The following is a 12,426-nucleotide window of genomic DNA, read 5'->3' as shown; positions in this document are numbered from 1 at the left end:
CCATACTACTATGTTTGATCGGCGTCAAAAACAATCAGCGGCGTGCAGCGGGTGAACCGCCTGCAATGGTCGTGACTGCGATGATCAACGCGCCGTACACCACCGCGCGCACGCCTGCCCCGGCGCCGCTCGCATTCAGCAGCGCATTGATGAGGAACAGGAAGCACGCCGCGCCCCACACCCCGGTCGGGCTCGCGCGGCCGCCCGACACCTGCGTGCCGCCGATCACCACGACCGCGACCGAAAGCAGCATGTAGTCCGCGCCCATGTCGAGCGTCGCGCCGCCCGAGAACGATGACAACAGCAGCGCCGCAATCGCCACGAGCACGGAACAGCTTACGTAGGTCGCACAGCGCACACGTTCGACGCGCACGCCTGCCAGATTCGCCGCCCGCGCGTTCTGTCCCACCGCCGACAAGCTGCGTCCCGGCACGAGGCGAAATAGCACGATCGCCACCACTGCCGTCGCGAGCAACGCCACGAACGCAAGACTCGACACGCCCGCGACGTGACCGAGCGCGAAGTTTTCGAGCATCGGCGGCGGCGCTGCGCTGCCGCGTCCGAGGCTGATGGCAATCGACTGCAACACGAAGCTCGACGACAACGTTGCGATGATCGGCGGAATGCGCAATGCGCGGATCAGCAGGTAATTGAACAGGCCGATGCCGACGCCCACCACGACCGCCGCCGCAATGCCCGCGAGCAGCATGCCGTCGTGCGCCGCCATCACACGCATGGCGATGCCGCCGGAGAGCGCGATGGTCGCGGGTATCGACAGATCGATGTTGCCGGGGCCGCTCGTCACGACGAGCATCTGCCCGAGCCCGACGAGCACCGTGAACACAACGAACGCCGATGCCGCCGACAACATGTTGCCCGCCGTGAACGCGCCGAACGCGATCATAGCCGCGATGCCGACGATTACCGCGCCCGCGACCGACCATAGCCACGGCAATTCGCGTGTGCGAGCGATGAATCCGTTTTCGATGGCTTTCATTGACGGCCTCCACGATTGCGGAACACGAGCCGCAGCGACAGCACGAGAATCAGGATCAGCCCTTGCAGACCGATCTGCCATTCCGGCGCGATCTGTAAGAACGACAGGAACGATGACGCCAGCGTCAGCGTAATTGCGCCGAGCACCGCGCCCCAGGCCGACACGCGTCCGCCGACGAACTCGCCGCCGCCGAGAATCACGCCCGCGACGGACAGCAGCGTGTAGCGCAACGCGATATTCGCATCCGCCGACGTCGTCAGGCCGAGCAGCGACAGTCCCGAGAACACGCCGAACAGTCCCGCGCAGCCGAACAGCAGCGCCTTCGAGCGGATGATCGACCAGCCAAAGCGGCGCATGGCCTGCGGATTGCCGCCGACGCCGCGCAACGCGACGCCCGCCGATGAACGCATCAGCAAAAGATGCGCGACGATGGCGATACCTGCCGTCCACACGAGCGGCGCGGGAATCACCGGCGACTTGAAGCCCATTAGCGTGGAAAGCCAGTCGGGACTCGTGCCGCCCGGCGACGGCAGCAAGAGCACCGCCAGCCCGTTCCAGATGAACGACAGGCCTAGCGTCATCACCACCGACGAGATGCGCCGGTACTCGATTAGCGCGCCGACCAGCGCATACAGCACGACGCACCCCGCCAGCGCGAGGATGCCGAGCCACGGCGTCTTCACCAGCAGCGTCGCGCCGATGCACGCCACCAGGCTCACGAACGAGCCGATCGACAAGTCGAGTTCGTTGGCGGTGATGACCGCGAGCTGCGATAGCGTCGCGAGGACGATCGGCACGCCGAGATTCAGCAGCATCACCATGCCGAAGTAGCTGAGCGTGTTTGGCTGGATGACGGCCATCGGAATCAGCACGGCCAGCAGTGAAACGATCGGCAGCGCGGCGCGTAAATCGAAGCTGCGCTTCACGCGCGTCGTGGAAAGCGTGCTCATGCGGGAACCTCATCGAAACTGGCGGCGAGCAAAGTGTCTTCGGTGCATTCGCTGGCATCGAGCACGCGCGTGACGTGGCCCGAGCGGAACACGTAGGTCTTGTCGCAGTAGGCGAATTCGTCGTTTTCGGTCGTGTACCAGAGGAACGTGCGGCCCTTCGCGGCTTCGGCTTGCAGCAGCGTATAGATTTCGAGCTTCGTGCCGATGTCCACGCCGCGCATCGGATCGTCCATCAGGACGAGTTCGGCATCCGATGCGAGTGCTCGGGCAAATAGCACCTTTTGCTGATTGCCGCCTGACAGCGTGAGGATTGGATCGACCGGACCCGCGCCGCGGATGGTGATGCGCGTCTTCCATGTATCGAACAACGCGCGCAGGTTCTTGCGGTCGATCCACGTCTTGCTTTGCCGATCGTAGAGCGAGCGGATATCGAAGTTCTCCGCGATGCTCCAGTCCGCGAAGATGCCATCAGCGCGGCGGTCGCCTGCGACGAAGGCCACGGCTTGATTCGAGCCGCGTTTCCGTGCTTGAGCGTAGATGGCGAGCAAGGCATCGGTTTGACCCTGGCCTGCAAGTCCCGCAAACCCGACGATGCTTCCGCGCGCCGCTTCGATCGTCGTACGTGCGCGCGGGCCGACGGACCATTTGAACGCCGCGGCCGCTTGCTTTTTATCTGCACGTTTCTGAGCGACAGGCTCGGCTGCTTCCGTGAACTGCCCCATCGCCCGAATGATGTGTTCTTTTTCCAGATTCAAGGCAGGCAGCGTCGACACGATCCTGCCATCGCGCATGACCATCACACGGTCGGCGCTGTGTAGCATCTCTTCGAGCATGTGCGTGATCAGAATGCAGGTTATGCCCTTCGCCGCGCACGCGCGTATGTGCGAAAGCAACTGCTGCGCAGTGTAACGGTCGAGACTGGAGGTCGGTTCATCGAGAATCACGAGGCGCACGGGTGCATCGACTTTGGCGAAACCTCGCGCGATTTCGACCATCTGCTGCTGCGTCAATGACAAATCGCCGACGATATCCGCGCCGCGCAAACCGTGGCCCGGAAAGATGGCATCGAGTTCGGCTTCGATAATCTGCCGCGCCCGCAAGCGCCATCCGTAGCCGCGCAATTGCGGATGCACCGCGCGCATGTTCTCTTCGATGGTCAGATTCGGACAGAGCGACAATTCCTGGAACACGCATCGAATGCCCAGCGCGCGTGCCGTCGATGCTTCGAAACCGTTTGCATGTCGTTCGCCATCCATTTCGATGACGCCATCGCCTGCGCGCCGCGCGCCGGACAGGACCGACATCAGTGTTGACTTGCCCGCGCCGTTGTGCCCCGCAATGGCGACGCATTCGCCAGCCGCGAAATCGAAATCGGCGTCCTGCAACGCGCGCACCGCGCCGAACGATACGGCGAGCTTGCGTATCGACAGAAGCGTCGGCGAAGGCATGTTGAGTGGGGGCGCGTCCAGCATCGTGCTCTCGGAATGGTTCATCCGCTTGAGACCCTTGAGAAGCGACCCGCGCTTCAGCAAGCACAGGCCGCGCGTTGGATGCGCTTACTTCTTCGCGCCCTGCACCATATCGACGACCTGCTCGCGCGAGAACACGTTACTCGCGACCGTGCCCGGCGCGGTCTTCGGCAACACCGTGTTCAGCGACTCCGGCGTGACCGTAAGTGTCGGCAGCGACATGTCGTGCGGCAGCTTGTTGCCCGCGAGAATCTGCTGCGCGGCCCAAAACGCGAACGTCGACGAACCCGGATCGGCGGCAATCGACATAGTCTTGTACGTGCCGGTGCCCTGCTGCTTCCACCACGCGAGTTCTTCCTGGCGATTGCCAAGGATGATGGTCGGCACCTTGCGCCCCGCCGCACGGAACGCCTGCGCGACGCCGTAACCATCGCCGCCTTGCGTGACGACGCCATCCACTTGCGGCAGCGACGGCAAAATGCCCGCCACTTCCTTCTGCGCGACTGTCTGCGTCCATTGACCATAGACCGAGCCGACGATCTTCATGCCCGGATACTTCTTAATTTCATCGACGATACCCTGATGGATATCATCATCCACCGACACGCCTGCAAGCCCGCGAACCTCGAGCAGATTGCCTTTGCCGCCCAGTTGCTTCGCGAGAAAATCGACCTGCTCCGCGCCCATCTTGTGAAAGTCCGCCGCGATGCGATACGCGCACGGTTCGGTGACGATGCCATCGAACGAGACGACCACCACGCCCGCCGCGCACGCCTGCTTGATGGAGCCATTGAGCGCCGTCGGTGATGCCGCGTTGATGACGATCGCCTTATAGCCTTGCAGCACGAGGTTCTGGATCTGCTGCGCCTGTTCCGTGGCCTGATTCTCGGCGGTGGTGAAGGCGGGAGCATCGGCTACCAGACCGGCTTTCTTCGCCTCTTTCGCGACTTCGGCCCAGCTCTTCAACTGCTGCTGGCGGAACGTGTTGCCCGCATAGCTGTTCGACAGCGCGATCTTGTCTTTCGATGTATCGCCGGTCGCGACGGCTGCGGATGCCGCTGCACTAGCCGCGACAAGCGCGAGCACGGCGATTCTTGCAACACGAAGGGAAGTGGATGCCAAGGTCGTCTCCTGAATCTGATCTTGATTGAACGGTCGTTTCTGGGCTGCCGCACTTGACCGTCTGAATGCGGCCCGACTATGGTTGAATCATAAACATTAACCTACTACCATACAAGTAGGTACTTGTCCTAAAACGTCGAACATGATGTCTTGCGTAACCTTCGGTTGACGGACATCCACATGAGGGAGATCGATGAAGCAACATAAGGAAACGCTCGTGTTCGTAGGCAGCCTCAATCGCGCTGTGCCGCATTTCGCGGCGGCGAATGGTCGAGGCATCAGCATACTTTCGCTCGATGAAGAAAGCGGCAAGCTTCGGCAGTTAAATGAACTGGGCGGCATGGACAATCCGACCTATCTCGCGGTGGTCCCTTCGCGCACGATGCTTTATGCGACCAGCGAAACCTTCGGCGATGCGGAAGGCTTCATCGCCTCATATCGCTACGACGATGCGACCGGCACGATGACGGAAATCGGAGAGCGGCGTGCGACGCGCGGCAGTCTTTCCGCGCATTGTTCGACAGATCGTGACGGCCGTTATGCGTTCGTTGCAAACTATGCTCACGAGACGCCGGGCGAAGCGCCCGGGCGGCATGTCGTTGCTTATGCCGTTCAGGCCGACGGGTCGCTGTCGGCTGCCGTCAGAGAGTTTGCGCATTCCGGCTCGGGGCCAAACCAGGAAAGGCAAGGCGTGCCGCATGCCCATTGCGTGGTGGCGTCGCCAGATAACCAGTTTGCGCTCGTCACGGACCTTGGCACGGACACGATATCGACTTACCGCATCGGCGGCGAAGAATGCGCTTTGCTCGCGCCGGAAATCGAGGCGCTGCGAGTGAAACCGGCCAGCGGCCCGCGTCATCTCGTGTTTCATCCGACGCTCGATTGCGTGTATGTCGTGAACGAGCTGAATAACACCTTGTGCCGGCTCTCTTACGACCGGGCGAGCGGCGCGCTTGCCATCGAACAAACCATCGAAGTCGATGTTGCTTCGAGCGCCGCCGCCGATATCGCCATTGCCAACGATGGCCGGTTTCTCTACGCATCGTTCAGAGGCGCCGATTGCATCGGTGTTTTTGCGCTCGCGGAGGATGGGTGCATCGTCGAATGTTGCGGCACGCACCCGAGCGGCGGACGCACGCCGCGCAGCTTCACGCTGTCGCCGTCGGGACGCTTCCTGCTTGCGGCGAATCAGAACAGCGATAATCTCGTCGTGTGGCGTCTCGACGATGCGAACGGATGCATCGTCGAGAAAGCCGATCAAGTCGAGATCGGCACGCCGATGTGCATCAAGTGCGTCGCGTAAGATCAAGCCGTGCGGGTCCGCGCTTCGCGGCTCGCCTGGCCTTTCGGCTCGCGGATAAAGACGAATGCACACAATGCGCCTAGCACCGCGATACAAGCTGCCAGCACGAACGCCGCACCATAGGCGCCATGCGCCGCTTCGACGATAAAGCCCGTCACCGCCGGCCCGATCACACCTGCCAGATTTGCCAGCAGATGCACGAAGCCGCTCACGCCCCCAACACGCTCGCGCCGCACGGTATCCTGAATCACGGCCCAATAGACCGAACCGGTGACATAGAGGAAGAAGATCGTCACCGACATTAGCGCAACGGCGCCCTGCATCGTCTGCACGCGGCCCGCGAAACCGACGCACAGCGCCGCCATCCCCAGACACACCGACAACACGATGCGCCGTGCCAGCAGCGGCTTGCCGGTGACGCGCAAGATTTTGTCCGTGACGAACCCGCCCGCCGCCAGTCCGATGCTGCCCAGCAACCACGGAACCACCGTCGCGACGCTCATATCGCGCAAAGACATGTGATGTGCTTCGGTCAGATACGTGGGGAACCACGAGAGGAAAAAGAACAACACGTAGTTGTAGGCAAAAAACGCGAACGCCGTAGCAAGAATGATCGGCTGACGCAGATAGAAGCCGAGGCGCGTTTCGCCGTGCGCGACCTTGTCCATCGATTCATCGGTTTGCTGGCCTGCAACGATCAGCGCGAGTTCGCTCTTCGATACGCGCTTGTTCTGCTGCGGAAGCTCGGTCGTCGTCAACGCCCACAGGACGAGCCACACAAAGCCGATACACATGATGATGACGAACGCCCAGCGCCAGCCAAATTGCACCGCCATGTAACCGACGATCGGTCCCGCCAGCGCACCGCCGAGCGGCGTGCCTGAATTCAGCACGCCGATGGCGCTCGCCACTTCACGTCGTGGAAACCAGTTGTTGATCATCTTGCTATTCGATGAGCTGAACGGCCCTTCGCCCATCCCGAACAGTACCCGCAATACGATCAGCGATGCAAGGCTGCTCGCAAGCGCCGTCGCGCCGCAGAACAGCGACCAGATGCCCATCGCGCCGCCGAAGACTTTCTTCGCTCCGATCTTGTCCGACAATAAGCCGCCGACAAAGTTGAACAGCGCATAGCCGATAAAGAAGCTGCTGAACACCACGCCCATTTCCGCATGCGTGAAGTGCAGGTCCTTCTGGATCAGCGGCGCGGCGATCGAGAGCGCCGCGCGATCGAGATAGTTGATGACGCCCGCAAGAAACAGCAACGCGACGACGAACCATCGCTGGCTTTTGAACATGTGAGTCTCCGATGCGCCGCCTTGTTTTTCTCGTGCTTGGTTAGCGGCTCGTTGATATCAGTCGAACTGGATATGAACCTTCATCGACTGATCGCGGTCGTGCGCGACTTCGAAAGCCTGATTCGCGTCTTCGAGCGCAAACGAGTGCGTCATCAAGGGCTTCAAGTCGATGCGGCGCGATGCCAGCATTTCGGCGGCGACGGCGTATTCATCCGTGAAACGGAAGGAGCCTTGGTAGCGCAGTTCCTTCGCCATCACGAGATTCGCCGCGATCGGCGACTGGCCTGCGGGAAGGTTGCCGAGCTGGATCACCGTGCCGCCCGCGCTTGCTGCGCGCAACGCGGTATCCAGACCCGCAGGGCTGCCCGAAGCCTCGATCACGACATCGAATGTGCCGCGGTTGCGCGACCATTCGTCGATCTTCGCGGTATCGCTGGCGAGGACGGTTTCATCGGCGCCGAGTGTGACGGCCATCTGCAATGCTTTCGGTGCAAGATCGAGCGCTACGATGCGATGTGCACCTGCCCGGCGCGCGGCAGCTAGCACGATGCAGCCGATCGGCCCGCAACCGACGAGCAGCATTTTCGCGCCGACCAGCGTTCCCGCCTGCCTCAAGGCATGCAGCGCCACCGCAAGCGGTTCCGCCATCGATGCCTGCGCGTAGTCCAGCGAATCGGGCACCGGCACGCACTGGCGCGCCGCCGCCGTGATGTACTGGCGGAACATACCCTGCATATGCGGAAACGTCGATGCGCTGCCCATGAAGCGCATATTCAGGCAGTGATTCGGCATGCCCTTCACGCAGAACCGGCACTCGCCGCAATTTAGACCTGGATTCACCGCAACACGCTGACCGACGCGCAGACCCGTCACGCCTTCGCCCAGCGCCGCGATTTCACCGGCGACTTCGTGGCCCAGCACGAACGGCTCGCGCACTGCGAAATCGCCGCTCTTTCCTTTGAAGTAATACGACAGGTCCGAACCGCAGATGCCGCCCGCGCGCACGCGAATCTGCACTTGTCCGGCTAATGGCTGCGGCGTTTCGATTTCATCGATGGAAAGTTTCTTTGCTTCGTGAAGTACGGCTGCGAGCATGGTTTGTCTCTTCTCTCTGAATTTAGTGGGCGTATCACCAGTTCCACAGCGTGCCGTCTTCCAGACGCGCGACCGGGAGATAAGCGGGATCGTAGGGATACTTCGCTGCAAGTGCCTCGTCGATATCGACGCCATGACCGGGCGCATCGCCGGGATGCATCATGCCGCGATCGAACGACCAGGCATGCGGGAACACGTCGTACGCCTCTTTGGGGAAGCCCATGTATTCCTGCACGCCGAAGTTCGGCACCCACAAGTCGAAGTGCAACGCCGCGCCCATGCAGACCGGCGACAAATCCGACGGCCCATGACAACCCGTGCGCACCTGATACAGCGACGCGAAATCCGCAATCCGCCTGAGATGCGTGATGCCGCCCGCATGCGTCAGCGTCGCGCGGATATAGTCGATCAGTTGCTCTTCAATCAGCTCCTTGCAATCCCAGATGCTGTTGAACACTTCGCCGACGGCAATCGGCGTGACCGTGTGCTCGCGGATCAGACGGAAGCCCGCCTGATTTTCCGCGGGAGTCGGATCCTCCATCCAGAACAGCCGATATGGCTCGACCGATTTACCCAGCCGCGCCGCTTCGATCGGCGTCAAACGGTGATGCACGTCGTGCAGCAGATGCGTATCGAACCCGAACTTGTCGCGCACGGCTTCAAAGAGCTTCGGCACGAAGTCAAGATACTTTTCCGTCGACCAGCTTTGCTCTTCCACCGCGCCCTTCGTCGCAGGTTCGTACATGTCGTCGCCTTTCGACACGCCATAGACCGAGCGCATGTTCGGCACGCCGCATTGAATGCGGATCGCCTTGTAGCCTTGCTCGATGTGCTCCTCATACTTGTCGAGCGCTTCGGAAATGTCGCGGCCTGTCGCGTGGCCGTAGACCATCACGCTATCGCGAGATGCGCCGCCAAGCAGCTTGTACAGCGGCGTATTCGTGACCTTGCCGAGAATGTCCCACAGCGCCATATCGACGGCGGCGATAGCGGTCATCGTCACCGGGCCGCGCCGCCAGTACGCGCCCTTGTAGAGCAATTGCCAGGTATCTTCGATACGGCCCGGATCGCGCCCGATCAGCATCGGACACACGTGGTCCTTCAAGTACGATGCAACGGCGAGTTCGCGGCCGTTGAGCGTGGCATCGCCGATGCCGTACACGCCTTCGTCCGTCACCACCTTGAGCGTGACGAAGTTGCGGCCCGGACACGTCACGATGACATCAGCGCGAATGATCTTCATAGGGGAATTCCTTAGATAGCGAAGCCTTCGAGACAATACTACCATACCAGTATGTTACTCAGTCACCTGGGTTTTCCCTTCATCGCTCAAACATATGACCAGACTTTCACGCGCTCGTATCGATGCTCTGCAGGCTCATCTACTCTCGCCCGAATGGCGTGCGCCGGAGATCGGCATCGTGCATTTGGGGATCGGCAATTTTCATCGGGCGCATCAGGCGCTCTATACCGAGGAGGCAATGCTCGCGCGCGGCGGCGACTGGGGCATCTGCGGCGTCACGCTGCAAGGCGATGTCACCAAGCGCAATGCGTTGATGGCACAGGACGGCCTCTATAGCGTCGTTGAACGCGGCCCGGATGGCGTGCGCGTGACGGTCGCGCGTGCGCTGTGCGAAGTGCTCGCCATGCCGGCCGACCGCGCGAGTCTGTTCGAATTGCTCGCGAACGCACGTGTGCGCATTGTGTCGTTGACCGTGACCGAGAAAGGTTATTGCCGCGACGCCAAAACCGGCGATGCGGACTTCTCTAACGAAGGCGTTATTCGCGATCTCGCGCAACCTGAGGAACCGTCTACGGTACCTGGCATTCTCACGACTGCATTGAAAGCGCGCCTCGATGCTAACGTGTCGCCGTTCACCGTGCTCTCATGCGACAACCTCTCGCATAACGGCGCAGCGCTGAAGCAGGTCGTGGTGTCGTACGCGGCGCGGCTCGACAAGGAGCTTGCGGCGTGGATCTATGCGGAAGTGTCGTTTCCATCAACGATGGTTGACCGCATCGTGCCTGCGACGACGGATGCGGATCGCGAGGCGGCTCGTGACGCGCTCGGTTTCATCGACGAAGCGCCGGTTCCGTGCGAACCGTTCCGGCAATGGGTGATCGAAGACCGCTTTCCCGCGGGGCGTCCCGCCTGGGAAGTCGCGGGCGCGCAACTGGTGGAAGAGGTCGGGCCATTTGAAATCGCGAAGCTGCGCATGCTCAATGCGACCCATTCGACGCTTGCCTATCTGTCGATGCTTGCGGGCTTCGAAACCATCAGCGATGCTATCGGCCACGCGCCCCTGCGCCAGCTCATCCACGCGATGATGACGGAAGAGATCGCGCCGACGCTGAACGTGCCCGCATCGTTCAATCTGCTCGCCTATCGTGATGCGTTGCTCGAACGTTACGCGAATCCTGCGCTGAAGCATCGCTGCGCGCAGATTGCGATGGATGGCAGTCAGAAGATGCCGCCGCGCATTCTTTCGACCATCGATGCGCGTCTGCGGAGCGGCGAGCCGTTCGAGCGGCTCGCGCTTGGCGTGGCGGCGTGGTTCTTGTTTCTGCGCGGCACGGCGGAAGACGGCACGCGTTACGCGGTCAGCGATCCGTACGCCGAACAGCTCACGCAACTCGCTTCGTCCGCGCAAGATGCGGAACATCTCGTCGATGCCATGCTCGGCGTGCCTGACGTATTTCCTGCGTCGCTTGCGGCTTCATCCGCGTTGCGAGATGCGCTGGTGCGCGCCGCGTGTTCGCTGGAAAGGGGAACGCGCGGCGCGATCGAAGGCTATGCTTAAGAAGATAGCTGCGGCACTATCCGTTTGTGCTGGCTGTCGAAAAGCGTAGCGCCGCCTCCATTCCCGACCTCGACGGCGATCGCTTAGGTGATGATTACCCGAGAGACCTGACGTTTTCCGACCATCCGCTGGAATCAGCAATCGTTCGAGATCTTGCTCTATGCGACATGCACGATCCATAACGTCTCTTGTATCAGGGCGAAGCTGAAAGGGTCGGGAGTTGCGATCCTCCTGCCGAGGATCAAACGATTGAACGGCCCCGGTCGACGTCAGAAGCGGTGTTGCAGCCCCGCCGTTACCCCCGCTTGCAGATCGGCAGCTCCGGTGAGGTCGCGAGAAAGACTCACATTTTGGTAATGCTGCGCAAAAGCATACCCACCCGAGAGATAAAGGGTGGTTCGTTTCGAAAGCGAATAATTCGCCCGAACCGAGATAAGCGTCGGGTCCGCAGGCGCGCCAACGCGGGCACGCCGTACGGAGACGGCGCTCAGGTCAAGTTCGCAGGGCCCGCGCCGTTAGCAGGGCCCGCGCCGTTAACCAGGGCATGCCTGGCCGCGCGCCGCTTTACGCCGCGGCAAACGTTCAACAAGCAAACACGGAGAAGGAAAAGCATGTCCTGGCTCGCCTACGCCATTGAGGAAACGCCCGACGGTCGGTTCGACTGGATGCTCACTTTCGACGAGCTGCGCGCTCGTCATGAAGCGGAGGGCGACGGGTTCGCCGGCGTGCTCGACGTCGAACTGGAAACGGCGCAAGAAGAACGTTACTTCCTCATAGTCTTTTCGGCGATGGAATGAGATCGTCACCTCGTCGACGTTTGTCGTGTAGGAACGGAGAAGTTGCCAGACTGCTCCTACCCGGAGCCCGCCGGGTGCGGCACGAACCCTTAAATGACGGCTTCTGGAGACAGACAAGGACTGCTCGATCTTCATATCGACCGGGACGCCCTTCATGGAACATCTCCTAGAACGATTATTCCGACGAGAAGCTTTTCGCGATCGGCCACGGCCAGTCGCCTGATCTACGAAGCAGGTCGCAACGATACGTGTTCCGACTACCAGATTTCGAGTGTAGTCAAAACAGGGCGCGAGGCCACCGCGGCATCCCGCCCTCCATTGCTGCAACAGAACAATCAAAGATCCATACGCGTTACCTTGGTTCCCGTCGACGATACGTCGCCCATCAGGCCGGCGTTAGTCAGGATGACGACTTGAACCGGAGCGGTTGCCGTGGTCGTATCGATGGCGCCATTCGCACCAAGCTTTACAAGCGCCACCGGTCCTGTGCCGCCAGCGGTCCAACCCTTGGAACTGCGGAAATCATCGAGTGTATTTTGCGTCATGAACATCACTGTTCCGCTCAATTTTAGGCGTGGTTGCAGGCTGCATCCA

10 protein-coding genes and 2 pseudogenes are annotated in these 12,426 nt (G+C 61.3%); 3 read left to right on the top strand and 9 right to left on the bottom strand.

Annotated elements, in window-relative coordinates:
- Positions 1 to 34: 34 nt before the first annotated feature.
- The 4 genes from ACEN42_RS41740 to ACEN42_RS41725 form a co-directional block, all read right to left on the bottom strand.
- Positions 35 to 997 (bottom strand): ABC transporter permease, encoded by a 963-nt coding sequence (locus ACEN42_RS41740; protein ID WP_371884183.1) that lies wholly within the window; start codon positions 995 to 997, stop codon positions 35 to 37.
- Positions 994 to 1,947 (bottom strand): ABC transporter permease, encoded by a 954-nt coding sequence (locus tag ACEN42_RS41735; protein WP_371884182.1) that lies wholly within the window; start codon positions 1,945 to 1,947, stop codon positions 994 to 996. The genes ACEN42_RS41740 and ACEN42_RS41735 overlap by 4 nt, the downstream gene beginning before the upstream one ends.
- Complete coding sequence (locus ACEN42_RS41730) at positions 1,944 to 3,419, bottom strand: ATP-binding cassette domain-containing protein (RefSeq protein WP_371884181.1); 1,476 nt, start codon at positions 3,417 to 3,419, stop codon at positions 1,944 to 1,946. The genes ACEN42_RS41735 and ACEN42_RS41730 overlap by 4 nt, the downstream gene beginning before the upstream one ends.
- An 84-nt stretch (positions 3,420 to 3,503) precedes the next feature.
- Positions 3,504 to 4,538 carry an ABC transporter substrate-binding protein gene (locus ACEN42_RS41725; protein ID WP_371884180.1) on the bottom strand — a complete coding sequence of 345 codons (1,035 nt, stop codon included), beginning with the start codon at positions 4,536 to 4,538 and terminating at the stop codon, positions 3,504 to 3,506.
- Between the two features lie 193 nt (positions 4,539 to 4,731).
- On the opposite strand from ACEN42_RS41725, the gene ACEN42_RS41720 reads away from it, so the two are divergent.
- A complete protein-coding gene (locus ACEN42_RS41720) occupies positions 4,732 to 5,841 on the top strand; it encodes a lactonase family protein (RefSeq protein ID WP_371884179.1) in 1,110 nt (369 codons plus the stop codon).
- A 2-nt stretch (positions 5,842 to 5,843) separates the two neighbouring features.
- Here the strand turns inward: ACEN42_RS41720 and ACEN42_RS41715 are convergent, their stop codons facing one another.
- Genes ACEN42_RS41715 through manD form a run of 3 tightly spaced genes read right to left on the bottom strand, consistent with a single transcriptional unit; the run spans position 5,844 to position 9,477 of the window.
- Positions 5,844 to 7,139, bottom strand: a complete 1,296-nt coding sequence (locus tag ACEN42_RS41715) for an MFS transporter (RefSeq protein ID WP_371884178.1) — start codon at positions 7,137 to 7,139, stop codon at positions 5,844 to 5,846.
- 57 nt (positions 7,140 to 7,196) lie between these two features.
- Positions 7,197 to 8,234, bottom strand: coding sequence for an L-idonate 5-dehydrogenase (locus ACEN42_RS41710; protein ID WP_371884177.1), 1,038 nt, complete (start codon positions 8,232 to 8,234; stop codon positions 7,197 to 7,199).
- A gap of 34 nt (positions 8,235 to 8,268) precedes the next feature.
- Positions 8,269 to 9,477: a D-mannonate dehydratase ManD gene (manD, locus tag ACEN42_RS41705; RefSeq protein WP_371884176.1), complete on the bottom strand. Its 1,209-nt coding sequence runs from the start codon at positions 9,475 to 9,477 to the stop codon at positions 8,269 to 8,271.
- Positions 9,478 to 9,571: 94 nt separating this feature from the next.
- On the opposite strand from manD, the gene ACEN42_RS41700 reads away from it, so the two are divergent.
- Entirely contained in the window at positions 9,572 to 11,035 is a 1,464-nt protein-coding gene (locus ACEN42_RS41700; RefSeq protein WP_371884175.1) for a mannitol dehydrogenase family protein, read from the top strand.
- Between the two features lie 269 nt (positions 11,036 to 11,304).
- Here the strand turns inward: ACEN42_RS41700 and ACEN42_RS41695 are convergent.
- Positions 11,305 to 11,487 (bottom strand): annotated as a pseudogene (locus ACEN42_RS41695) (porin); the annotation flags it as partial.
- Between the two features lie 159 nt (positions 11,488 to 11,646).
- Here ACEN42_RS41695 and ACEN42_RS41690 point away from each other — a divergent pair.
- Entirely contained in the window at positions 11,647 to 11,832 is a 186-nt protein-coding gene (locus tag ACEN42_RS41690) for a hypothetical protein (RefSeq protein ID WP_371884174.1), read from the top strand.
- Between the two features lie 335 nt (positions 11,833 to 12,167).
- Here ACEN42_RS41690 and ACEN42_RS41685 read toward each other — a convergent pair.
- A pseudogene (locus ACEN42_RS41685) lies at positions 12,168 to 12,383 on the bottom strand (hypothetical protein); the annotation flags it as partial.
- Between the last annotated feature and the right edge of the window lie 43 nt (positions 12,384 to 12,426).

It is taken from the genome of Caballeronia sp. S22, from assembly GCF_964261745.1.
GTDB lineage: Bacteria > Pseudomonadota > Gammaproteobacteria > Burkholderiales > Burkholderiaceae > Caballeronia > Caballeronia jiangsuensis.
Note: the sequence above shows the minus strand (reverse complement) of the source record. Positions and strands in the feature narration are given on the sequence as shown.

Coding starts and splice junctions, on each gene's coding strand:
- ACEN42_RS41710 (WP_371884177.1), bottom strand. CDS start 8,234: ATGCTCGCAGCCGTACTTCACGAAGCAAAGAAACTTTCCATCGATGAA.
- ACEN42_RS41715 (WP_371884178.1), bottom strand. CDS start 7,139: ATGTTCAAAAGCCAGCGATGGTTCGTCGTCGCGTTGCTGTTTCTTGCG.
- ACEN42_RS41690 (WP_371884174.1), top strand. CDS start 11,647: ATGTCCTGGCTCGCCTACGCCATTGAGGAAACGCCCGACGGTCGGTTC.
- manD (WP_371884176.1), bottom strand. CDS start 9,477: ATGAAGATCATTCGCGCTGATGTCATCGTGACGTGTCCGGGCCGCAAC.
- ACEN42_RS41700 (WP_371884175.1), top strand. CDS start 9,572: ATGACCAGACTTTCACGCGCTCGTATCGATGCTCTGCAGGCTCATCTA.
- ACEN42_RS41720 (WP_371884179.1), top strand. CDS start 4,732: ATGAAGCAACATAAGGAAACGCTCGTGTTCGTAGGCAGCCTCAATCGC.
- ACEN42_RS41735 (WP_371884182.1), bottom strand. CDS start 1,947: ATGAGCACGCTTTCCACGACGCGCGTGAAGCGCAGCTTCGATTTACGC.
- ACEN42_RS41740 (WP_371884183.1), bottom strand. CDS start 997: ATGAAAGCCATCGAAAACGGATTCATCGCTCGCACACGCGAATTGCCG.
- ACEN42_RS41730 (WP_371884181.1), bottom strand. CDS start 3,419: ATGCTGGACGCGCCCCCACTCAACATGCCTTCGCCGACGCTTCTGTCG.